This is a genomic window from Mesorhizobium sp. WSM4842, assembly GCF_055901575.1.
The window spans coordinates 1,646,156-1,670,675 of record NZ_CM148372.1; the positions used below are offsets into that span (position 1 = coordinate 1,646,156).

13 protein-coding genes are annotated in these 24,520 nt (G+C 62.3%); 5 read left to right on the forward strand and 8 right to left on the reverse strand.

From position 1 onward, the window contains the following. Nucleotides 1-39 precede the first annotated feature (39 nt). Genes AC0NIE_RS07895 through AC0NIE_RS07910 form a run of 4 tightly spaced genes read left to right on the forward strand, consistent with a single transcriptional unit; the run spans nucleotide 40 to nucleotide 4,263 of the window. Nucleotides 40-1,377 carry an ABC transporter substrate-binding protein gene (locus AC0NIE_RS07895; protein WP_473486892.1) on the forward strand — a complete coding sequence of 446 codons (1,338 nt, stop codon included), beginning with the start codon at nucleotides 40-42 and terminating at the stop codon, nucleotides 1,375-1,377. After that, on the forward strand, nucleotides 1,377-2,336 hold the full coding sequence (locus tag AC0NIE_RS07900) for a carbohydrate ABC transporter permease (RefSeq protein WP_473486890.1): 960 nt from the start codon (nucleotides 1,377-1,379) through the stop codon (nucleotides 2,334-2,336). The genes AC0NIE_RS07895 and AC0NIE_RS07900 overlap by 1 nt, the downstream gene beginning before the upstream one ends. Continuing rightward, nucleotides 2,337-3,158, forward strand: a complete 822-nt coding sequence (locus AC0NIE_RS07905) for a carbohydrate ABC transporter permease (RefSeq protein WP_473486889.1) — start codon at nucleotides 2,337-2,339, stop codon at nucleotides 3,156-3,158. Nucleotides 3,159-3,204: 46 nt separating this feature from the next. Continuing rightward, nucleotides 3,205-4,263, forward strand: a complete 1,059-nt coding sequence (locus AC0NIE_RS07910) for an ABC transporter ATP-binding protein (protein ID WP_473486888.1) — start codon at nucleotides 3,205-3,207, stop codon at nucleotides 4,261-4,263. 869 nt (nucleotides 4,264-5,132) lie between these two features. Here AC0NIE_RS07910 and AC0NIE_RS07915 read toward each other — a convergent pair. The 5 genes from AC0NIE_RS07915 to AC0NIE_RS07935 form a co-directional block, all read right to left on the reverse strand. Continuing rightward, entirely contained in the window at nucleotides 5,133-5,879 is a 747-nt protein-coding gene (locus AC0NIE_RS07915; protein ID WP_473486887.1) for a GGDEF domain-containing protein, read from the reverse strand. A gap of 1,025 nt (nucleotides 5,880-6,904) precedes the next feature. Then, entirely contained in the window at nucleotides 6,905-8,263 is a 1,359-nt protein-coding gene (locus tag AC0NIE_RS07920; RefSeq protein WP_473613672.1) for an ABC transporter substrate-binding protein, read from the reverse strand. Further along, nucleotides 8,160-8,600 carry a hypothetical protein gene (locus AC0NIE_RS07925; RefSeq protein WP_473486886.1) on the reverse strand — a complete coding sequence of 147 codons (441 nt, stop codon included), beginning with the start codon at nucleotides 8,598-8,600 and terminating at the stop codon, nucleotides 8,160-8,162. Before AC0NIE_RS07925 ends, AC0NIE_RS07920 begins: the two co-directional genes overlap by 104 nt. Nucleotides 8,601-8,632: 32 nt before the next feature. After that, nucleotides 8,633-9,004: a hypothetical protein gene (locus AC0NIE_RS07930; protein ID WP_473486885.1), complete on the reverse strand. Its 372-nt coding sequence runs from the start codon at nucleotides 9,002-9,004 to the stop codon at nucleotides 8,633-8,635. 60 nt (nucleotides 9,005-9,064) lie between these two features. Further along, complete coding sequence (locus AC0NIE_RS07935) at nucleotides 9,065-19,072, reverse strand: Ig-like domain-containing protein (protein WP_474046534.1); 10,008 nt, start codon at nucleotides 19,070-19,072, stop codon at nucleotides 9,065-9,067. 322 nt (nucleotides 19,073-19,394) lie between these two features. Here AC0NIE_RS07935 and AC0NIE_RS07940 point away from each other — a divergent pair, with 322 nt between their 5' ends. Further along, nucleotides 19,395-20,345, forward strand: a complete 951-nt coding sequence (locus AC0NIE_RS07940) for a transglutaminase-like cysteine peptidase (protein ID WP_473489679.1) — start codon at nucleotides 19,395-19,397, stop codon at nucleotides 20,343-20,345. 62 nt (nucleotides 20,346-20,407) lie between these two features. On the opposite strand, the gene AC0NIE_RS07945 is transcribed toward AC0NIE_RS07940, so the two are convergent. The 3 genes from AC0NIE_RS07945 to AC0NIE_RS07955 are packed head-to-tail and all read right to left on the reverse strand — an operon-like array spanning nucleotide 20,408 to nucleotide 24,504. Beyond that, nucleotides 20,408-21,046 carry a ribbon-helix-helix domain-containing protein gene (locus AC0NIE_RS07945; protein WP_473489680.1) on the reverse strand — a complete coding sequence of 213 codons (639 nt, stop codon included), beginning with the start codon at nucleotides 21,044-21,046 and terminating at the stop codon, nucleotides 20,408-20,410. After that, a complete protein-coding gene (locus AC0NIE_RS07950; RefSeq protein WP_473489681.1) occupies nucleotides 21,036-22,325 on the reverse strand; it encodes an HlyD family type I secretion periplasmic adaptor subunit in 1,290 nt (429 codons plus the stop codon). Before AC0NIE_RS07950 ends, AC0NIE_RS07945 begins: the two co-directional genes overlap by 11 nt. A gap of 49 nt (nucleotides 22,326-22,374) precedes the next feature. Then, a complete protein-coding gene (locus tag AC0NIE_RS07955) occupies nucleotides 22,375-24,504 on the reverse strand; it encodes a type I secretion system permease/ATPase (protein WP_473489682.1) in 2,130 nt (709 codons plus the stop codon). Between the last annotated feature and the right edge of the window lie 16 nt (nucleotides 24,505-24,520).

The window sequence follows — 24,520 nt, forward strand, 5'->3', positions numbered from 1 at the left end:
CGACACTATCCACAACGACAGCAACCCAGGGAGGAAGAAATGTCGTCCAATCCGTTTAAGCCAACAAGAAGGCAAGTCCTTGCAGGAACCACGGCGCTCGCCGCCGCGGGTCTGGCGGGCCTTCGCCCGAGCTTTTCCGCCAGCGTCGACTGGAAGCGCTTTGCCGGCACCACGCTCGACGTCAATCTGGTGAAAAGCCCGCGCAGCGACACCATCCTGAAATATATCGCCGAATTCGAGGAGCTGACCGGCATCAAGGTCAATGCCGAGGCGACGCCGGAACAGCAGCAGCGGCAGAAGACGGTGATCGAGCTCAGCTCCGGCAAGCCGAGCTTCGATGTCGTGCATCTGAGCTATCACGTGCAGAAGCGCCAGTTCGAAAAGGGCGGCTGGCTGGCCGACATCGCCGGCTATCTCGCCGATCCGACCCTGACCGATCCCGGCCTGGTCGAAAGCGATTTCGCCGAGGCCGGCATGCTTTTCGCCAAGGACAACCAGGGCGTGCTGCGTTCGCTGCCCTTCTCGGTGGACTACTGGATCGTCTACTGGAACAAGGAGCTGTTCGAGGCCAAGGGCCTCAAATACCCTGAATCGTTCGACCAGCTGGTGGCCGCCGCCGAAGCGCTGACCGATCCATCGACCAACACGTTCGGTTTCGTCGCCCGCGGCCTCAAGAATGCCAACACGCCGGTGTGGACGTCGCTGATGCTCGGCTACGACATGACGGCGCTCGACGACAAGGGAAAGCTGCGCACCGAAACGCCCGAGGCGATCGAGGCCGCTGCCCTCTACCAGAGGCTGATGACCAAGTCCGCCCCTCCGGGCGTCACCGGCTTCAATTGGGCTGAAGCGCAGTCCGCCTTCCTGCAAGGCAAGATCGGCATGTGGTTCGATGGCGTCGGTTTTGCCCCGCCGATGGAAAATCCCGAAAAGTCGCGCGTGGTCGGCAAGGTCGGCTATGGCGTCATGCCAAAGGGGCCCAAGGCACATGCCTCCGGGACGTTTGGCGACGGCCTCGGCGTGACCGCCTCCAGCGAAAAGAAGGAAGCTGCCTATCTCTTCTGTCAGTGGGCGGTTTCCCCGGCGATGGGCGCGCGCCTGCTCCAGGCCGGCGCCGGCGTGCCGTTCCGCAAGTCGGTGCTGGAAGATCCCAAGGTGCGCGAAGGCGTCACCATGCCGGCAAGCTGGCTCGATGCAGTGGTTCAGTCCGGCAATATCAGCAGGCTGGCGCTGCCGGTGATCATCCCGGTCACCGAGTTCCGCGACATCTACGGCGTGGCGTTGACCAACATGATTGCCGGTGCCGATCCTGCCGAAGAACTGAAGAAGGCCACCGCGCAGTTCCAGCCGGTTCTCGACAGGAGCGAGCAGGGCTGATGTCGACCATCGCCCCAGGTCGCACCGGGGCGACGATAGATCGCACCGGGGCGGCGACGCAAGCCATCGAGGAGAGCCAGTCGGTCCGACTGGCTCCCAACTACTGGCCCTTCGTCGTTCCGGCGCTCGTCGTCGTTAGCGCCGTGATCGTCTTTCCCTGGGCTTTCACGCTCTGGATGAGCGTCAACCGCTGGACGCTCGGCCAGTCGCGGAGCTTTGCCGGGATGGAAAACTATCTCCGTCTGGCCAGCGACCCGCGATTCTGGGAATCCCTTGTTCATACGTTGACCTACACCTCCCTCTCGGTGGCAGCGCCGATGTTCTTGGGCACTGTCGCCGCCCTGATCTTCGACGCCAGGTTTCCGCTGCGCGGCCTGCTGCGCGGCGTCTTCGTCATGCCGATGATGGCAACGCCGGTTGCGGTGGCGCTGGTCTGGACCATGATGTTCCATCCCCAACTCGGCGTGCTCAACTACCTTCTATCGCTGGTCGGCATCCCGGCGCAGGAATGGATATTCAACGCCAACACCGTCATCCCTTCGCTGGTCGCGGTCGAGACCTGGCAGTGGACGCCGCTGGTGATGCTGATCGTGCTGGGCGGGCTGGCCTCGGTACCGCGCGAGCCGTTCGAGAGCGCCGAGATCGACGGTGCCAATGCCTGGCAGCAATTCCGCTACCTCACCCTGCCGATGATCGCGCCGTTCCTGATGATTGCGTTGATCATCCGCACCATTGATGCGCTGAAGAGCTTCGACATCATCTATGCGATGACCCAGGGCGGACCGGGCACGGCGTCCGAAACCATCAACATCTATCTCTACAACACCGCCTTTTCCTACTACGACATCGGCTATGGCTCGGCCATGGCCGTGGTGTTCTTCATCGTCATCGTAGCGCTGTCCTTCATCCTCCTGATGCTGCGCCAGCGCTCGCAGTGGAACGATGCGGAGGGCAAATAGATGAGTTCACGGTTGCTCAATCGGATCGGCCTGTTTTTCGCGGCTCTGGTCATCGTCTCGCCGGCGATCCTGTTCTTCCTCTGGATGATCTCGCTTTCGCTGAAATTCGAGATCGACAACGGCGCCTATCCGCCGATCCTGATCCCCGAACGCTTCGCCTGGTCGAACTATGTAAAGGTGTTCGAAGAGAACAATTTCCTGCTCTATCTCTGGAATTCGGTTCTGGTGACGGGCACGGCGACACTGCTGGCGCTGCTGATCGGCGTACCGGCCGGCTATGGCATAGCGCGGCTCAAGGCCGAAAAATCGGCGGTCGTCATCATGATCGCCCGCATGACGCCGGGGCTGTCCTATCTCATCCCGCTGTTTCTGCTGTTCCAATGGATCGGGATCCTCGGCACGCTCTGGCCGCAGATCATCATCCACCTGGTGGTGACCGTGCCGATCGTGGTCTGGGTGATGATCGGCTATTTCGAGACCACGCCGATGGAACTGGAAGAAGCGGCCAACATCGACGGCGCCAGCTCCTGGCAGGTGTTCCGGCTGGTCGCCCTGCCCATCGCCAAGCCGGGCATCGTTGTCGCCTTCATCCTGTCGGTCATCTTTTCGTGGAACAATTTCGTGTTCGGCGTGGTGCTCGCCAGCCGCGAGACGCGCACGCTGCCGGTCGCTGTCTACAACATGCTTTCCTATGAGCAGGTGAGCTGGGGGCCGCTCGCCGCCGCAGCGCTGGTGGTGACGCTGCCGGTGCTGGTCCTGACCATGTTTGCGCAAAAGCAGATCGTCGCCGGGCTGACCGCCGGCGCGGTCAAGGGCGGCTGAGGCCGCATTCCAGCTGGACATCACTCTTTTTCCCCGGAGAAATCCAATGGCATCGGTAACCATCAACAACGTGCAGAAGGCTTTCGGAGCCACCAAGATCATTCACGACGTCAGCGTCGATATCGCCGACGGCGAGTTCGTCATCCTGGTCGGCCCGTCGGGATGCGGAAAGTCGACGCTGCTGCGCATGATCGCCGGCCTTGAAACGATCTCCGGCGGGAAGATCGCCATTGGCGAACGCATGGTCAACAATCTGCGGGCGCGGGACCGGAACATCGCCATGGTGTTCCAGAACTATGCGCTCTATCCGCATATGACGGTGGCCGACAATATGGGCTTTGCCCTCAAGATCAAGAAAGCCGATCCGGCCGACACCGCTGGCCGCGTCAGGAATGCCGCCAGCATACTCGGCCTGGAAAAGCTGCTTGAGCGCTATCCGCGTCAGCTCTCCGGCGGCCAGCGCCAGCGCGTTGCCATGGGCCGCGCCATCGTGCGCGACCCGCAGGTCTTCCTGTTCGACGAGCCGCTTTCCAATCTCGACGCCAAGTTGCGCGTCCAGATGCGCGGCGAGATCAAGGCGCTGCACCAGCGGCTCGGCACCACCACGATCTATGTCACGCATGATCAGATCGAAGCCATGACCATGGCTGACAAGATCGTCGTGCTGCATGACGGCCTGGTCGAGCAGATCGGCGCGCCGCTCGACCTCTACGACCAGCCAGCCAATCTCTTCGTTGCCGGCTTTATCGGCTCGCCCGCCATGAATTTCATTGCCGGGCGCATCGAGGAAGGCGTGTTCCGCAGCGCCGGCGGGCTGATCCTGCCGCTGCCGGAAGGCGCCCGCCCGACCGACGCTGCAGGACGTGAACTTGTCTACGGCATCCGCCCCGAACATATCCGCGCAACCGCCCAGGGCATGCCGGGCACGGTCACGCTTCTGGAAGCCACGGGTTCGGAAATCTTCGCCAAGGTCGACTGCGCCGGCGAGGAAATTGCCTGTCTTTTCCGCGAGCGGCTGCCGCTCAAGCAGGGCGCGCAGATACGGATCGAAGTCGATCGCGTCTGCGCCCACCTGTTCGACGCGAAAACCGGCCGGCGTGTGTGATTGGCGTGGCCTGCGCGGGCGGGTTCGCTCACGGCTGAGGTTCACTAGTCTAGAGCCAGATACCATCTTTTCTTTACGATCGAGCGGGCCAACGCCCTCGGGTCCCGGATCAGCTTCTGCGGCTTCTGCGCCGTAGACCGTCCAGAGCATGTAGACAAAATACCCGACCTGCAAAACTATCGGGCTAATGATCGCCCAGCCGATTGAACCCGTTGCCCAATAAATCGAGATCGACACAAGGCACGACGTAGTGAGTATCCCCACCAGGACCTGCAGAACATTCATCTGTTTTTCAAAGCGTCCCGGAACTGACAACAGCCGAGAGGCTCCCCCAACCCAATACTCGATACTCAATACCCCGAACCAACATCTCATTATTTTAGGGATGGCGCAAGTACCATGTCGGGTAGCGGCCGCGACATGCAACCTTAAGTTTAAAGTCGTTTGTTCCGGCGGTCTGTCGGCTGCCAACGAAGGGTGTAAAAGCTGGTGGAGGCGACTCGGATTGCTCCGCTTGGGGCGATGGGGTGTGGGTGTGTCCTCGTCGTCGTTCGCCTTGGCAGCCGGAGCAAGTTCCAGTCCTGCAAGCGGGGAAGCCGATTGGCCAGGACGGCAGCACGGTCTGGGCAGATCGGTCAGCCTCCCATCATCCCAACGGATGACCTAAAGCGCGTCGCGTTTGCCCGGCCTCATGCGACACGCTTTAGGTTGTTGTTTTTATGCATGTCATTGTCGCAAAACCGCTGCACACTTTTGCGCGACATGCATTAACCTTCCAATCGGCCGCGGTCCAAAGCAGGTGCAGATATCTGGTTAGAGGAGTCCATAGACCAAAAATTCCGATTGGCGCCCTAGCCCCTCTGTGATCGTCAACTGGGCAGACGAGACAGTTCGAAGTCGGTTCCATTTCTGGATAGCAGCTGCTCGGCGGACCGGAACATGTCTTCGAACGCGAGTTCATCCTCGAAGACTACCCCTCCGACGCCTATGCTCAGGACATCCTCCGCCCCTTTTGGCGCGAAATAGACTTGCGCAACGCGCGCCCGGATACGCTCACCGACCTCCTTGGCGTCTTCTTCGGTGGCACCAGGTAGAAATACCCCAAAGATGGATGTCCCTATGCGGCCGATCAGATCCTCCTCGCGCACTGATGACTTTATGGTCGAGGCTATGAGCCGCAAGGCCTCGTCGCCCCATTCAATACCAAATCGCAGGTTGATGGATCGAAGGTGTTCGGGATGGATGACCAGGAAGGCGCCCGAACGAGAGCCACGCTCAGATGGCTTCTTTACTCTCCGTTCGATGATCGAAGTAAAAACCGTTCCGTTCAAGCAGCCCGTCAGGCCGTCGTAGGTCGCTGACTTGTTTAACTCTTGCCGATAGCGGCGGATCTCAACCCGACCCCAGCCGATCAACAGGAAAAGCGGTAGCCCAATGGCGAGGGGGACGAGCGTTGCCGTGACAACGCCGCGTCCGAACGGCGTGAGCCCATCGGCGAACAGGAGCAGATAGTTGAGGGCTAGCGAAAAGCCCAAACTCCCGGCGGTCCCCAGAAGCGTCAGCCACGCGATACTCTTCCACGCTTGGGCAGAGCTGTTCGCCATCGATTTTGTCACTAACCGATCTCCTGTCAGATAGGCTGGCATAAGGCCGGCAAGTTACAAATTCGGTCTCAAAAGCCAATACAATTTGATCGATCGGACTGAACGAGCTCTGGCTGACCCACAGATGAAGCTGGAGTGCCCGCGAGAAAGCTGGAAGACAACAGTTAACGAACTAAGTGTCGGCACAGGCTGAACAACCAGCGGAGCAGGCAACCGCCTGTATCAGCATGCTGCTCTAGAGCCTGCCCCGATAAAATCGGGATGGGGCTCTATCTTTTTGTTTGAGCATGATCTTTTCCGAAAACCGGATTCCACTTTCGGGATCATGCTCCAGCTTCGGCAAGTACGGTCCGCCTTGCCGTAGATACCGCTCGGCAATGACAGGGCCCAGCCATTGGAACCAGCCAGGCGCCGACATCCTGCCTGCCGAGCCTGCATGGGGCGGCGATAGCGAAACGATCAACTTCCGGTGGCACGAAACAATTCAGTGCGCGTCCGCGCAACCAGGAGTTGAAGGCTGCGCGCGCGCGTTGGCCGCAAGGCCAGACGATGTCATGAAAGGAACAGGTCTTGTCCATGTCAATGCTCTGAACCCCGCTGATGACCAGCGTCCGTCCCATCGATTCGAAGATCGCGGACGAACTCGCAATCGGAGCGTAGAGCAGGACCTCCCGCCAATCTTGCGGCATCGGCGTTTTCGGGGGCACGGCGAGACCGAGTTCGCTGAGTGGCGGACGGGGCTCGATCCGTTCGACTTCCGAGGAACCAAGTTGTGGCGGAGCGATGAGGTCCTGAGCAATCTTGCGTGCCGGCTCTCGCCGTTGAGCGTCGAGAACGGTTGCGCCCGGTCGGGTTAGCTGCTTGCCGCGAATATCATGAGACGGCGCAGGAACAGGCCGGTCGACCGAAAGCAATGCCCCGCCCTGAATGATCAGGAGGAGCCCGGCCAGAAGCTCCAGGCTTGCGAGCGCGACAGCCAAGCGGATGCGGCTCGGCCTGCCCATCAGGTCGAGAAGGTCCTACGGGTTCGCGCCGGGTCAAAAACCCGACGTCGATTTGGCAACCAATTTGAGCGCACCCTTTTCAACTCGATAGAACGGCATCGATCGCTGGCTGGATCCGTCGGCGCGAAACCGGAATAGACCTGTGGATCCGCGAAACCCGCTCGGATTTTCGAGTACCTGTTTGCTGAAGCCATCGGGTCCAACTGCGCTGGCGATCCCAGCAGTCAGCGCAACCATATCATAGGCGTAGGCGACATTGACGTCGGGCTGATAGTTATAGGTAGTCTTGAAGCGGTCGGCGATTGGTCCGGTTTCGCGCGGATCGAGCGTGGCGATATGGGCCCCTTCAAACAGCGGTTCGATGGGGCGTTCCAGCCAGCGGTTTGTTCCCACCACAGCGATTGTTCTTCCCGGGATACCCTTCGATTTCAGGGCGGCAAGGATTTGCAGCGGGCTGTCGTCTCCGCTGGCGACAATGACGGCGTCCGGAGCATCCACGAGTGAGCTCATGTCGGTGACCGCTTTGGTGCCGCCGTCGCCTGCCGAGTATGGGATAGTGACCGCCAGCGTTGCGCCATAGATGCTTAGGCTGTTCGCGACCCGCTTTTCAACGGCACTGCCGTTCGAGCCAGCTGCGACAAGCAATACGAACTTCTTGCTGCCTTTCGCCGCGATGCCTGCGGCGCCCGCGGCCGCGCTGTCTGCCTCGCTGAGGCGCACGGCATAAACGCCTGGACCGCCTGTGAAATTGTTGGCAAGTGCCAACACTGGCGGCCGTTTCGGTCCCGACAATTTGGCAATATGCTGTGCCGCCGGTAGTTCGGTCGGACCGATGACGACTTTCGCCCCCGTCGTGATCGCCTTTATCGACAATTCCCTGGCGTGTGCACTGTCGCCCTGCGTGTCCTCGACCGTCAGTGTGAGCAATCCATTGCCAAGATCCGCCATTGCGAGTTTTGCGGCATCGAGCATCTTCCTGCCGGTTTCCCCCGTGGCTCCAGGGGCGGACAAGGGCAGCAGCATCGTGATCTTCGCCGAACCACTGCCGATCGATTGGGTCGCCTGGGCTCGGCCCGCAACTGCGGCGTCATTCTGCACTCCGGGTGCGGCGATTGCAGCCGGATCGAGCGCTTCGGAAACGCTGCCTTTCGACTGGCAACCTGACAATGTCACGGCGAGCGCAAAGGCGATTGCCCTCGTCCGCAGCCAGAGGACCTGTCGGCCAGCTTCCATTATTTTCCACCCTATTTGCCGCCGGGTCACTTCCCGGTCTGATCTTCCAGTCATGTCACGGCTGAGTTGCGCCGTCTTGTGGTTCTTTAGCCTGAAAAAAGCCGGGCTCTGAGCGTCCTGATCTGTCTGGCTTGCCTTGCATTTCGATAGTCGGCGCATAAAGCATTCGCGCTGTCGCGGGCATAACCCGCACGACTTCTCCGTCGGCACCGCGCGCCTCGGGATCGAACCCGCTTTCGATCTCCATCACGGCGTGTGCCAGCCGCGGCTCCAGGCCGTAGATCGACGACTGGAAGGTCGCAAATGCCTTCAGCGTTTCTCTCGTCCATTCCTGGGTGGCATCGCAGCGCGTCGGCCGCAACCGCTCGGGCAAGGCATTTTGTACTCTAGTGGATTGTTCCGACGCACCCGCGCCGGCATGCATGGCAAGCAGGTCAAAACCGACCAAGGCAATCGTTCCGGCGATCGCCCGCAGCAGTGTTCGGGCGGCCATCATTGTCAGCCAGCCGGCGCGTCGCCGCCTTTTGGTCAGTTCATGTACTCGACCATGCGGTCGTGGAAACACTCGCATTTATTGAGGTAGTCTTCGTCGCGATAATTTGTCTTCAAATAGCCGTAAGCCTTGCCGCAGGCGACCTTGGCCTCGGAGGCCCAGACGAAGACAGGCCGTGACGAATGGATCCATTCCGAGCTGTTGGCGACGGCGACAGACTCGTCCATCAGTTGCACTACCTGGTTCTTGAGATCGACGATGTTGTCGGTCTGCACCAGGTTGGACGTGCCCACGACGCGACAATAATCGACCGACGGACCTTCGATGATGTCGGCGGCATACCCCGTCGATCCAACAGCCAGGAACAGTGTTGCACCGGCAACCAGAAGTTTTGCAGACTTTTTCATGATGAATTCCCCTCTACCATTCGAATGTATAGCATAGCATCTAGCCCGTGCACTATTCCCCTAAACCGCATTGGCCGTGGTCGTATGCTGGGTTATTCCGTCGTCATAAAGCAGCGTGATCGTGCTGGACACCGGCACGTTCGTTAGCGTGGCCACGTCCACGAAATTGGTGCCGTTGGCCGTACCGTCGGCATCGACGCTTAGCGTGCCGGTCCCCGCATCGTAGTTCACGAACTCGCCGATATTGGCTCCCCCCGGGGCTGTGTCGAACAACGACGTCAGGTCGATCACGTCGCCCTGGCCGCCGGCGCCGCTGTAGTCGGAGATGAGATCCTTGATGTCCAGCTGGTCGAGGTTGAACGTATCAGCGCCGTTTCCTCCAGTCATTGTGTCTTGGCCGAAACCTCCAACGAGGAGATCGTTGCCGTCGCCACCGCTGATAAGATCGCTGCCACCACCGCCGCTGAGGAAATCATTGCCTCCCCTGCCTATGATGACGTCATTGCCGCCATTGCCATTGAGGTGGTCGATACCGGATGTGCCATAGATCTGGTCGGCCAAGGTGGCATCGCCATTCACTGTTATTCCGGGATCGCCTGGATCATGGGAGAAGAATTCGAATCTGACTGCGCGGGCCTGGTAGTTGCCGCCATCATTGTCGAAATAGGAAACTGTCCATGTGTCGCCGGCGGCCGGTGGATTTGCGATCAGATAGTCCGCGAGAGTCGTCGTCGTTGCGACCCCGGCGCCGTCGAGAAGGAAGATATGGTCATAGTCGACGGTCGCCTTCATCAGCCCGGTGGCCGGGTCGTAGGTCCAACTCTGCTCGAATGTTCCGGCAGTCAAATCGTCTTCAACAACTGCAAAACGGTTCGCTCCAATCCTGATCTCGACTTGAACTTCCTCCTCGCGATGCGACCCCGCACTGCCGTCTCCGAAGACGCCTGGATTGCGTTCCCCTAGCGGGATCGGAGTTACGAAGGGCGACTCTTGGAAGTCGGTGTAGACTACTACTGTCGAGCCATGAGGATCGGCCGTTATGGCGCTTACCGTGGCTTGGGACAGGCTCAGGTTCTGGGTCTGGTCGTTTCCGGACGTGAGCGGGCTGTTGCCATTACCCACCTGTGCGGTATCGCTGGGCAAGCTGGTCGGCGGGACTTCGTGGATGCCAACAGTCTGAGTGACGTGGGCGGTGCCGTCGAAGACGTCCAGCGATAGATTGACGTTGACGGTGTCGGTTACCGTTGCGGTCGGCCTGTAGACCAGGTCGTCCAGCAGGTTGATGCCACCGGCCGGATCGTAGAGCACAGTGCCGGCCGTCAGGGCGACGTAGGTGACGCCATCGAAATAGAACGTGCCTGTGGGGATCGTCCCCGTCGCGGTGACGATGAGGTTATCGCCATCCGCATCGGTCGGGATAGTCACCAGCAAGGGATATCCGTCGGGATAGCTCGGCGTGCTCAAAGTTTGCTGTGCCGGATCGCTCGACATCCAGTTCTGGGTGTTTGCGGCAACCGGCGCATTGTTGACGTCCGACAGGTTGATGGTCAGCGTCGTCGTCGACAGGTCGCCGTCGCCGTCCATGATGGTGTAGACGAAGGTGTCGGTGGCACCGCCGGCCGGCACGACGTTGGCAAAGCCGTCATAGCTGTAGGTGCCGTTGGCGTTCAGCGTCAGCGTGCCGTAGCTGCCGGCAATGCCGGCGCCGCCGAGCCCGCCGCTCACCGGGCTGGCGGTGTTGCTGCCGGCGGCCACGCCGACAACGCCGCCACCGGCGGCTGCAGCGTCGGCGCCGAACACGTCGTCGGTGCCGTCGCTCAGCACGTTGCCGGTGGCGATGGCGCCTTCGGCGACGCTGTTGGTGTTGGCGTTCGCCGTCGGCACGTCGTCGACGACGTCGATGGTGATGGTGCTGGTGATCGTGTTGCCGTTGGCGTCGGTCGCCTGGTAGGTGAAGCTCTCGACGTTGTCGACCGTGTTGGTGCCGTTGTCGGCATCGGCGCCGTCGACCGGTGCGGTCAGCGTGTAGCTGTAGGTGCCGTCGGCATTGAAGGTCAGCGTGCCGTGCGAGCCGGTTGTGCTGCTCAGCAGCGCATAGGTGTAGGGGCCGCTGCCGCCGGAGACGTTGTCGGCGACCGTGCCGGTCACCGTCTCGGCCGGGCTCGGCGGATTGCTGCCGATCGCAAGTGCTGCTTCGTTGACCGTGGCGTCGTCATTGGCGGCCGCCAGGCCGCTGTCCGACAGGGTGATGGTCAGCGTCGTCGTCGACAGGTCGCCGTCGCCGTCCATGATGGTGTAGACGAAGGTGTCGGTTGCGCCGCCGGCCGGCACGACGTTGGCAAAGCCGTCATAGCTGTAGCTGCCGTTGGCGTTCAGCGTCAGCGTGCCGTAGCTGCCGGCGATGCCGGCGCCGCCGAGGCCGCCGCTCACCGGGCTGGCGGTGTTGCTGCCGGCGGCCACGCCGACAACGCCGCCACCGGCGGCCGCAGCGTCGGCGCCGAACACGTCATCGGTGGCGTCGCTCAGCACGTTGCCGGTGGCGATGGCGCCTTCGGCGACGCTGTTGGTGTTGGCGTTCGCCGTCGGCACGTCGTCGACGACGTCGATGGTGATGGTGCTGGTGATCGTGTTGCCGTTGGCGTCGGTCGCCTGGTAGGTGAAGCTCTCGACGTTGTTGACGGTGTTGGTGCCGTTGTTGGCATCGGCGCCGTCGACCGGTGCGGTCAGCGTGTAGCTGTAGGTGCCGTCGGCATTGAAGGTCAGCGTGCCGTGCGAGCCGGTTGTGCTGCTCAGCAGCGCATAGGTGTAGGGGCCGCTGCCGCCGGAGACGTTGTCGGCGACCGTGCCGGTCACCGTCTCGGCCGGGCTGGCCGGATTGCTGCCGATCGCAAGTGCTGCTTCGTTGACCGTGGCGTCGTCATTGGCGGCCGCCAGGCCGCTGTCCGACAGGGTGATGGTCAGCGTCGTCGTCGACAGGTCGCCGTCGCCGTCCATGATGGTGTAGACGAAGGTGTCGGTTGCGCCGCCGGCCGGCACGGCGTTGGCAAAGCCGTCATAGCTGTAGCTGCCGTTGGCGTTCAGCGTCAGCGTGCCGTAGGTGCCGGCAATGCCGGCGCCGCCCAGGCCGCCGCTCACCGGGCTGGCGGTGTTGCTGCCGGCGGCCACGCCGACAACGCCGCCACCGGCCGCCGCACCGTCGGCGCCGAACACGTCGTCGGTGCCGTCGCTCAGCACGTTGCCGGTGGCGATGGCGCCCTCGGCGACGCTGTTGGTGTTGGCGTTCGCCGTCGGCACGTCGTCGACGACGTCGATGGTGATGGTGCTGGTGATCGTGTTGCCGTTGGCGTCGGTCGCCTGGTAGGTGAAGCTCTCGACGTTGTCGACCGTGTTGGTGCCGTTGTTGGCATCGGCGCCGTCGACCGGTGCGGTCAGCGTGTAGCTGTAGGTGCCGTCGGCATTGAAGGTCAGCGTGCCGTGCGAGCCGGTTGTGCTGCTCAGCAGCGCATAGGTGTAGGGGCCGCTGCCGCCGGAGACGTTGTCGGCGACCGTGCCGGTCACCGTCTCGGCCGGGCTGGCCGGATTGCTGCCGATCGCAAGTGCTGCTTCGTTGACCGTGGCGTCGTCATTGGCGGCCGCCAGGCCGCTGTCCGACAGGGTGATGGTCAGCGTCGTCGTCGACAGGTCGCCGTCGCCGTCCATGATGGTGTAGACGAAGGTGTCGGTTGCGCCGCCGGCCGGCACGGCGTTGGCAAAGCCGTCATAGCTGTAGCTGCCGTTGGCGTTCAGCGTCAGCGTGCCGTAGGTGCCGGCAATGCCGGCGCCGCCCAGGCCGCCGCTCACCGGGCTGGCGGTGTTGCTGCCGGCGGCCACGCCGACAACGCCGCCACCGGCCGCCGCACCGTCGGCGCCGAACACGTCGTCGGTGCCGTCGCTCAGCACGTTGCCGGTGGCGATGGCGCCCTCGGCGACGCTGTTGGTGTTGGCGTTCGCCGTCGGCACGTCGTCGACGACGTCGATGGTGATGGTGCTGGTGATCGTGTTGCCGTTGGCGTCGGTCGCCTGGTAGGTGAAGCTCTCGACGTTGTCGACCGTGTTGGTGCCGTTGTTGGCATCGGCGCCGTCGACCGGTGCGGTCAGCGTGTAGCTGTAGGTGCCGTCGGCATTGAAGGTCAGCGTGCCGTGCGAGCCGGTTGTGCTGCCGACCAGCGCAAAGGTGTAGGGGCCGCTGCCGCCGGAGACGTTGTCGGCGACCGTGCCGGTCACCGTCTCGGCCGGGCTGGCCGGATTGCTGCCGATCGCAAGTGCTGCTTCGTTGACCGTGGCGTCGTCATTGGCGGCCGCCAGGCCGCTGTCCGACAGGGTGATGGTCAGCGTCGTCGTCGACAGGTCGCCGTCGCCGTCCATGATGGTGTAGACGAACGTGTCGGTGGCACCGCCGGCCGGCACGACGTTGGCAAAGCCGTCATAGCTGTAGGTGCCGTTGGCGTTCAGCGTCAGCGTGCCGTAGCTGCCGGCAATGCCGGCGCCGCCGAGCCCGCCGCTCACCGGGCTGGCGGTGTTGCTGCCGGCGGCCACGCCGACAACGCCGCCACCGGCGGCTGCACCGTCGGCGCCGAACACGTCGTCGGTGCCGTCGCTCAGCACGTTGCCGGTGGCGATGGCGCCTTCGGCGACGCTGTTGGTGTTGGCGTTCGCCGTCGGCACGTCGTCGACGACGTCGATGGTGATGGTGCTGGTGATCGTGTTGCCGTTGGCGTCGGTCGCCTGGTAGGTGAAGCTCTCGACGTTGTTGACCGTGTTGGTGCCGTTGTTGGCATCGGCGCCGTCGACCGGTGCGGTCAGCGTGTAGCTGTAGGTGCCGTCGGTATTGAGGGTCAGCGTGCCGTGCGAGCCGGTCGCGCTGCCGACCAGCGCAAAGGTGTAGGGGCCGCTGCCGCCGGAGACGTTGTCGGCGACCGTGCCGGTCACCGTCTCGGCCGGGCTCGGCGGATTGCTGCCGATCGCAAGTGCTGCTTCGTTGACCGTGGCGTCGTCATTGGCGGCCGCCAGGCCGCTGTCCGACAGGGTGATGGTCAGCGTCGTCGTCGACAGGTCGCCGTCGCCGTCCATGATGGTGTAGACGAAGGTGTCGGTGGCACCGCCGGCCGGCACGACGTTGGCAAAGCCGTCATAGCTGTAGCTGCCGTTGGCGTTCAGCGTCAGCGTGCCGTAGCTGCCGGCGATGCCGGCGCCGCCGAGCCCGCCGCTCACCGGGCTGGCGGTGTTGCTGCCGGCGGCCACGCCGACAACGCCGCCACCGGCGGCTGCACCGTCGGCGCCGAACACGTCGTCGGTGCCGTCGCTCAGCACGTTGCCGGTGGCGATGGCGCCCTCGGCGACGCTGTTGGTGTTGGCGTTCGCCGTCGGCACGTCGTCGACGACGTCGATGGTGATGGTGTTGGTGATCGTGTTGCCGTTGGCGTCGGTCGCCTGGTAGGTGAAGCTCTCGACGTTGTTGACCGTGTTGGTGCCGTTGTTGGCATCGGCGCCGTCGACCGGTGCGGTCAGCGTGTAGCTGTAGGTGCCGTCGGTATTGAGGGTCAGCGTGCCGTGCGAGCCGGTCGCGCTGCCGACCAGCGCAAAGGTGTAGGGGCCGCTGCCGCCGGAGACGTTGTCGGCGACCGTGCCGGTCACCGTCTCGGCCGGGCTGGCCGGATTGCTGCCGATCGCAAGTGCTGCTTCGTTGACCGTGGCGTCGTCATTGGCGGCCGCCAGGCCGCTGTCCGACAGGGTGATGGTCAGCGTCGTCGTCGACAGGTCGCCGTCGCCGTCCATGATGGTGTAGACGAAGGTGTCGGTGGCACCGCCGGCCGGCACGACGTTGGCAAAGCCGTCATAGCTGTAGCTGCCGTTGGCGTTCAGCGTCAGCGTGCCGTAGGTGCCGGCAATGCCGGCGCCGCCCAGGCCGCCGCTCACCGGGCTGGCGGTGTTGCTGCCGGCGGCCACGCCGACAACGCCGCCACCGGCGGCTGCACCGTCGGCGCCGAACACGTCGTCGGTGCCGTCGCTCAGCACGTTGCCGGTGGCGATGGCGCCTTCGGCGACGCTGTTGGTGTTGGCGTTCGTCGTCGGCACGTCGTCGACGACGTCGATGGTGATGGTGTTGGTGATCGTGTTGCCGTTGGCGTCGGTCGCCTGGTAGGTGAAGCTCTCGACGTTGTTGACCGTGTTGGTGCCGTTGTTGGCATCGGCGCCGTCGACCGGTGCGGTCAGCGTGTAGCTGTAGGTGCCGTCGGTATTGAGGGTCAGCGTGCCGTGCGAGCCGGTCGCGCTGCCGACCAGCGCAAAGGTGTAGGGGCCGCTGCCGCCGGAGACGTTGTCGGCGACCGTGCCGGTCACCGTCTCGGCCGGGCTGGCCGGATTGCTGCCGATCGCAAGTGCTGCTTCGTTGACCGTGGCGTCGTCATTGGCGGCCGCCAGGCCGCTGTCCGACAGGTTGATGGTCAGCGTCGTCGTCGACAGGTCGCCGTCGCCGTCCATGATGGTGTAGACGAAGGTGTCGGTGGCACCGCCGGCCGGCACGACGTTGGCAAAGCCGTCATAGCTGTAGGTGCCGTTGGCGTTCAGCGTCAGCGTGCCGTAGCTGCCGGCAATGCCGGCGCCGCCGAGCCCGCCGCTCACCGGGCTGGCGGTGTTGCTGCCGGCGGCCACGCCGACAACGCCGCCACCGGCGGCTGCAGCGTCGGCGCCGAACACGTCGTCGGTGCCGTCGCTCAGCACGTTGCCGGTGGCGATGGCGCCTTCGGCGACGCTGTTGGTGTTGGCGTTCGCCGTCGGCACGTCGTCGACGACGTCGATGGTGATGGTGCTGGTGATCGTGTTGCCGTTGGCGTCGGTCGCCTGGTAGGTGAAGCTCTCGACGTTGTCGACCGTGTTGGTGCCGTTGTCGGCATCGGCGCCGTCGACCGGTGCGGTCAGCGTGTAGCTGTAGGTGCCGTCGGCATTGAAGGTCAGCGTGCCGTGCGAGCCGGTTGTGCTGCTCAGCAGCGCATAGGTGTAGGGGCCGCTGCCGCCGGAGACGTTGTCGGCGACCGTGCCGGTCACCGTCTCGGCCGGGCTCGGCGGATTGCTGCCGATCGCAAGTGCTGCTTCGTTGACCGTGGCGTCGTCATTGGCGGCCGCCAGGCCGCTGTCCGACAGGGTGATGGTCAGCGTCGTCGTCGACAGGTCGCCGTCGCCGTCCATGATGGTGTAGACGAAGGTGTCGGTTGCGCCGCCGGCCGGCACGACGTTGGCAAAGCCGTCATAGCTGTAGCTGCCGTTGGCGTTCAGCGTCAGCGTGCCGTAGCTGCCGGCGATGCCGGCGCCGCCGAGGCCGCCGCTCACCGGGCTGGCGGTGTTGCTGCCGGCGGCCACGCCGACAACGCCGCCACCGGCGGCCGCAGCGTCGGCGCCGAACACGTCATCGGTGGCGTCGCTCAGCACGTTGCCGGTGGCGATGGCGCCTTCGGCGACGCTGTTGGTGTTGGCGTTCGCCGTCGGCACGTCGTCGACGACGTCGATGGTGATGGTGTTGGTGATCGTGTTGCCGTTGGCGTCGGTCGCCTGGTAGGTGAAGCTCTCGACGTTGTTGACCGTGTTGGTGCCGTTGTTGGCATCGGCGCCGTCGACCGGTGCGGTCAGCGTGTAGCTGTAGGTGCCGTCGGTATTGAGGGTCAGCGTGCCATGCGAGCCGGTCGCGCTGCCGACCAGCGCAAAGGTGTAGGGGCCGCTGCCGCCGGAGACGTTGTCGGCGACCGTGCCGGTCACCGTCTCGGCCGGGCTCGGCGGATTGCTGCCGATCGCAAGTGCTGCTTCGTTGACCGTGGCGTCGTCATTGGCGGCCGCCAGGCCGCTGTCCGACAGGGTGATGGTCAGCGTCGTCGTCGACAGGTCGCCGTCGCCGTCCATGATGGTGTAGACGAAGGTGTCGGTTGCGCCGCCGGCCGGCACGACGTTGGCAAAGCCGTCATAGCTGTAGCTGCCGTTGGCGTTCAGCGTCAGCGTGCCGTAGCTGCCGGCGATGCCGGCGCCGCCGAGGCCGCCGCTCACCGGGCTGGCGGTGTTGCTGCCGGCGGCCACGCCGACAACGCCGCCACCGGCGGCCGCACCGTCGGCGCCGAACACGTCGTCGGTGCCGTCGCTCAGCACGTTGCCGGTGGCGATGGCGCCCTCGGCGACGCTGTTGGTGTTGGCGTTCGCCGTCGGCACGTCGTCGACGACGTCGATGGTGAGCGTATCGTTGGCGCTCTGCCCGTCCTGGTCGGTCAGCACCACTGCAAAGTTCTCGAACAGGCTGTTCTCACCGAGGGCGGTGGGATGTGCCTCATTGTCGAGGAGCGTGTAGGTGTAGCTCACCTGACCTGTCGCGGCATCGTAGGCCGTCACAGCCAGCGTGTTGCCCTCCGGCGTCGTGAACGAGCCCGCCGTGAACACGCCGTTGGTGATGAAGGCCTGACCACCGATCGTCAGCGAGGCAATGCCGTCGGGCGAGGAGATGGTGAAGGTGCCCGTACCGGTCTCGGCCGTGCTTGACGGGTTCGAGCCGGGCCCGCCCGGCGTCCCGACATTTAACGCCTCTTCATTCACCGTCACGTCGCCGCCACGCGCCCCGGGCGTCAGGTCGCTGATCACCGGCGGTGCATCGCCGATCGAGATTGTCAGTGTCGTATGCGACAAGTCGCCGTCGCCATCCTTGATGGTGTAGGTGAACACGTCGTCGACGCCGCCGGGCGTGCCGGCATCGCGCGCATAGCTGTAGGTGCCGTCCGCGTTCAGCGTCAGCTTGCCGTAAGTCCCCTGGATCTGCATGCCAAGCGTGCCAGCGTCGTCCAGATCGGAATTCGTCGTGCCGCTCGTGACCCCGACCACCGTCGCGCCATCGGCGCCCTGCGTGTCGGCCGCCCCGTCAGTCACGTTGACGTCAAGGCCGTCTGTCCCGCCAGCAAGCACATTACCCGTCGCGGGGCCGAACTGACCCGCCGCGATGCTGTCCGTGTCGGCAATCGCCGTCGGCGCGTCGTCGACGATGTTGATGGCCAGGTTGCCTGGCGCTGCCGGATCGCCGTCGGCGTCCGTCACCGCCACCGGGAGGTTTACGCTGGTGGTGTCGCCGGAGGTGTTGTCGATGAGCGTATAGGAATAGCTGATCGTGCCGAGGCCGGTCGCGGGGTCATAGACATAGCTCGCTGTCAGCGAGCCGGTCGCGTCGGTGAAGGTCTGGGGCACGCCGGTCAGCACATGGCCGCCCAGCGAGACTTCCGACACGCCGTCCGGCGAGTTGAAGCCGATCGTGCCAGAGGTCGTCTCCGTGGCCGCAGGCTCGTTCGAGCCTTGTGACTCGCCGCTGCGTGCCGGCAGGCCAGCCTCATAGACCGTGGTCGAGGCCACAGGATCGATCGAAGGGGTAGAGTCTTTCTCCCTGACGCCAATCGTCAGTTCCCGCGGCTCCAAACGGCCAAACTGCAAGGCCGTCGGCGGCAGCAACGCCGACAGATCGAATCCATTGCCGATCCCACCGACTGGAACCGCGAAGTTTCCGCCGGCACTGCCCGGCGTCCCGTTTCCCGGCCCCGCCGAGATCGAGCCGTCGGCGCCGAAGGCAATGTCGACATGGCTTGCTTCAAGCGCCGCCAGCAAGGCGACGCGCGGCACCTCAATGTCGCCGAGAATAAAGGTCGGCACGTTCAGGGCACCGTCCTTGATGATGACCACCGAGCCGTCTGGCTGTTCGAGCAGAAGGTGGCGGCCATCGACTCGGATATTGTCGATGGCGACGTTGGCCGGAAATCTCACGGTGTTGCTGGCGTCGGCCACATATTCATGCGGCGCCGCAGCCGCTGGTGCATTGGCCGCTGCCGGCGCTTCCGTTTGCACTGGTGCGCCGTTGCCCACATCCGCCGGCACCGGCTCGGCTGCTGCCGGTTGCTCGGTCGAGGCTGCTTGCGCGACCTGGATACCTGCCGCCGATGCCAGGCCGCTGTGTTCATTGGAAGCAGAATGTTCGTCCGAGGAATCTGAAACACTGTCCAATTCGATAATGGTCGCCATAGCTGAAACCCCTCCGGTATTTCTCTGGAAGAGACAGCGGTCACCTCGGCTTTGCAACAGTCTGGTAATCTATTCCATATATCCTAATATGCATCTGCCACTATTTTTTACGCATGGTAAATCATATTTATATAACCCTATATATGTTGGCGCTGCAGACCGACTTGCTGGCAATCCTTACGACAATGACGCGAAAAAATAAGTATAAATATATATAAAAGTTTATACAAAATAGACGTATCCCTTTGCGGCAAAGTTATCCACCTTCCTTTCCAATAATTTGAGACAAGATTGGTAGCGTCCACAGTCAAAGGTGGGCGTTATGAAAAAAGAAAAGGCTGGCCTGGGCGGCCTCAAAATGCTCTTGCTGGCGGTCGGCCTTGTCGGCCTGTCGCAGCCAGCACTGGCGAATGCCATTGTGGCGGATGTCGCTGCGGCCGGTGCGCAGCTGGATAAGGTGCAGGCGCCGCCATGCCTCGGCGGCGTTTCGCTGGCGAGATTTCAGCCTTGGCGGCCTGCTGAAGCTTACCGCGCAGAAATGTTTCCCGGCAGCTACGGGCCAGCCGTTGCTTATTACGGGGAGGCTCTTTCGACGTCGCGAGGCGATGCCGGCATAGATCCTGTGCAGACGGCGGCGATAATCCCCGGTGTGTTCGGATCGGTTGCCTTGTCGATGCGCAACTCTCCCGTCTCGGCGCGCTGGGCACCTGTCTACAGGGCCATCGCCGGCTGCTCTGCGAGCAGTGCGTGCGAGCGCAAGAGCGCTGCTTTCGCCGAGATCGTTAACGCTGTCAAAGACCGGGGATTCAGCGACAAGCTGTCCTTCGTCAACAGCAGCATAAACCGCGCGATTGCCTACAAGAAAGACAGTGCAGTTTACAGCAGGCTCGACTATTGGGCGAAGCCTTCGGAAATCCTCGAGCGGCGGGCTGGCGACTGTGAGGATTTTGCCATCCTCAAGATGGCGGCGCTGCTGCGGGCCGGCATCCCGGCGCAGAGCATGTCGCTTGTTGTTCTCCAGGATCGCCGCAGAAAATTCTTTCATGCCGTACTGTCGGTGAGTACGGACAGCGGCACATTCATCCTCGACAGTCTCAACAACACTGTTTTGAAAGATAGCGATCTCCCTGATTATCTGCCGCTGTATTCCTTCAGCACTGACCGGGCGTGGATCCATGGCGCAAAACCAGGGGGCGCGCAAATAGCCGACATCAAAGGCGCTTTCGCAACGGTTGCTCCTGGCGACGGTTCGGAGCCGGATATGTCCCTGTGAAAATTACGCGAAGCATCGTCAGCCAGGATTGAGCTGCACTTGCCCGGAGCGGCAGCTCTAAATTAGCCGTTGACGAACGCCATCAGCAGCTCCGGTTCGGGTACGGGCGCCCGCACCGCATTCAATTGACCTCGATACCGACGTTCGCCGGCGCCGATGACGAATCCGCTGGCGATCGGAACTTCGCCATTGGCATCGAGTCGGGCAAAAATGTCGGCGACATTGAGATCCAGCGCCAGCTTGAGATCTTGTCGTGCATCATTGTTTGGTCCGGTCGGCAACTGACGCTTGACCAATTGCTGGAACGGAGCATTGAAAGTCAGGATCTTCTTCGATGACGCCAAGGCAAAAGCGGGCGAGGGACAGGCAACCAATATGGCATTGATCGTTCTGATCGATGCAAGCTTTCGCAGGATCAGGTTTTCATCCGCCAGCCCGAGTATGCAGGCCACCCGTATCGCCGACGTCAGATTACCAGTCTTGGGTTGATTTTTGGCGATCTCGTCGATCAGCATGCCGATCGTGCATTTCCTGTTTTCAGCCATCTGCTTCAGCGACATCCAGAAAGCCTTTTCCAGACGAATGCCGCGGCGTATGCCGCCACGCGCGACAACCCGGAACTCCAGCCCGAAATCCTCTCTGGTGATCGGCAGGAGCAACCGATCATGGGTGGTGGGAGGAGAGTTGGCGCTACCGCTCACTCATGGCCTCCTGACGCGCCTTGTTGATCGGCTTCAAAAGGTAACTGAGGATCGTCTTGCGTCCTGTCTTGATGTCGACTGAACAGATCATGCCGGGGATGATCGAATAGGCCTTGCCGTCCCTTTCGAGGGTCGACTTGTCCGTCGCGACACGCACCTGGTAAAAGGGCTCACCCGTTTTCTCGTCGACCAGGCTGTCGGCGGTGATGTTGGAGACCTTGCCTTCGATGCCGCCGAAGATCGAGAAGTCGTAAGCGGTGACTTTTATCAGCGCCTCCTGGTCGGGACGAATGAAAGCGACATCGCGTGGCGAGACCCGCGCTTCGACCAGCAAGGTTTCGGAGGTGGGCACGATGCCTGCCACGACCGAGCCAGGCTGGACGAAGGCGCCAACCGTGTTTAGCTCCAGTGTATTGACGATGCCGTCCACCGGCGAACGGATATCGGTGCGCGCTACCTTGTCGGTGGCCCCACGAATGGTTTCGTCCACGACCGAAAGCTCGGCCAGCGCCTGCGTCAGTTCATCCAGTGCTTCCTGCTGCAGCTGGAGGCCGAGCTCATCAACCTGGAGTTGAGCTTCAGTGATCGTTGACCTGATCTTCTTGACTGTCTCGCCGGACAGATTCAGCTGACCATTGAGTTCGGTTTGCTCCCGTTCAACCCGGATTTGCTCTGTCCTGGCCATCAGCCCCTTTTTGACCATTGATCCAACCAGTTTTGCCTCTTCGTCACTAACGGCCAGATTCTTGGTGAGGCGTTCGGAATTGGCGGCTGCTTCGTCCAGTTCCTTTTCGCGCTGGTCGAGGCGCGATTTGAGAACCGACAATTTATTGTCGAAGTTTTCGCGCCGGGCGATAAGGAGCTTCTGCTCATTGTCGCAGATTTGCGGAGCGATCGACTGAATGTCGGCCGGGCACGGAAAGGGCCCTGCGAGATTGCCGCTTTGTTCGTATTTGAGCCTTGCGATTCGCACTTCAAGCGCGCGTGACTTGGCCTGCTGCTCGCCAAGGCTGGATGTATTCAGCGTGTTGTCGAGGCGAATGATCAGGTCGTTTTTCCTGACGACCTGCCCAATCTTGACGGCGATTTCCTGGACGACGCCGGCTTCGCTGGCCTGGATGATTTGGGTCTTGGACGCCGGGATGACCTTGCCGTCGCCGCGTGCGATTTCATCGACTTCGGCAAAAGACGCCCAAGCAACAAAAACGACGAAGAGCGCTCCTATGATGAATATGGACGCCGACGCGAAAAGCGGCGGACGATCTTCTTTGGCAAGCATTTCCTTACGCCCCATTATATTGAACTCGCTCAATATAATCTATTTTTTATCAGCCACTTTTCTGCAGAGCCTTTACGACCTGTTCCTTTGGCCCGTCTGCCACTATCCTGCCTTGCTCGATAACGATAAGCCGATCCGCCAACTCAAGCATGCTGTAGCGGTGGGTCGACACGATCAGCGTCGTATTCCCGTCGAAAGCCACTTTGAGCTGTTTGATCAATTGTCGTTCCGAGGCGAGATCCATTGAGCCTGACGGCTCGTCCAGGAAGACGATTTTCGGCTTGGTCAGCAGCAGCCGCGCAATTGCCACCGTCTGTCGCTGGCCCCCCGAGAGATTGGTACCCCGCTCGCCGACGTTCATGTCATAGCCGCGCGGGTGGCGAGAGACGAACTCGTCGACGCCGGCAGCCTTTGCGGCGTCGATGATTTCCTCATCGGTCGCTTCGGGGCAGGCCATCAGGAGATTTTCCTTGATGGTGCCTGAAAACAGATCGCCGGCCTGGGCGACGATTCCCACCGCAGCGCGAACCTCCGACGGGTGGTATTGGCGGATGTCGATGCCGTCGAGCAAAAGCTCTCCCGAGGTCGGAAGGAAAAGCCTGCCGATCAGGCGACCCATCGTTGTCTTGCCGGACCCTATGCGGCCGATGATGCCGATCCGTTCTCCCGGTTTCACCGAAAAATTGAGGCCGGTAAGAACCTCGTTTTCCGAACCGGGATAGACGAACCCGACATTCCTGAACACCATCGCACCGTTGCGGATGGGGCGATTGACGAAGCCCACCGTGTCCGGCCGGTCTTCCGGTTGAGCCATGATCGAATTGATGATTCTCAACGAGAGCATGGCTTGCCGCAGTCTCGAAAGCGTGATGGCGATCTGGCCAAGCGGAGCAACCGCGCGGCTCGCGAGCATGACCGTGCCTATTATTGCTCCCGTCGAAATATCCCCTTCCGAGAAGGCATAGGCACCGGCTACGACCAGGGCGACGGTCACAAGCTGCTGTATGGCCTGGGTGATGTTGCCGGCGGCGGCCGAAAGCTGCTTGATCTTTTCCGACGTGTTGGCAGCGTTCTTGGAGTGCTCGCCCCATCTCCGCAGCAGATACGCTTCGGCCCGCAGCGATTTGATCGTCTCCAGCGTCGAAATGGATTCGACCAGCAAGGCCTGGCGCTGAGAAGCTTCATTCATCGAGGCGGCGACTCGCCTGCCGATACGTCGCTGCGTGATCAGCCCGACGATGACCGACGCCACGAAGGCCAATGCCGGTATCACCACCAACCAGCCGCCTATCGCATAGATGACCAGAAGAAAGACGAACACAAAAGCCGTATCGATGAAGACGCTGATGGTGTTGGAGGTGAAGAACTCCCTCACGAACTCATATTGGGTCACACGATTTGCGTATTCACCGGTCGAGCCAGGGCGCGCTGACAAAGACGAGTTGAGGACTTTTTCGAACAGACGATATGATATTCGCAGATCTGCTTTGCGCCCGGCATAGTCGATGAGAGATGCCCTGGCGGTCTTCAAAAGCAGATCGAACAGAATGACGGCGCCGATGCCGATTGCCAGAACCCACAGCGTTGAAGTTGCCTTGTTCGGCAGGATTCTGTCGTAGACGTTCATGGTGAAGATCGGCGAGGCGATGGCCAGCAGATTGATGAATATCGCCGACAGGACCACTTTCGAATAGGTGCGCCAGAAGGCGCCCATCGTTCCCGTCAGCCAGTGGCGCCTTTCTATCTTCGCCGCCGAACCGACATTCATTCCTTCGGCGGCATTGGCATAGGTAATCGAAAAGGATACGCCGCCACTGATGAAACTGGCGGCAAGCTCGGATTTGGCGATGATCGTGCGGCCATCTTCCTGCGGGGCGGTCGTATATGCGCCGTCGTGCATCTCCGCCAGCAGGGCAACAGGCAACTGGCTGACGCGAAAGAGAATGGCAGGGAGATCGACACGACCGCGCAGAAAATCCCGGTGGCTGAATTCCTGGACCTCCAGACCGATCCGTTCGGCAAGATGCCTGATGTCCTCCACCTCTATTCGCGTCTCTGAAAGCGGAACCCCGGCGAACAGGACGGTTTCGGCGCTCGGTCTGCCGAGATATCCGGCAACAGCCGAAAAGCAGGCCTTGAATGCCTCTTTAGGAGAGAGGATGTTGGGTTGCTGATTCACGATCTGCCCGCAAGGA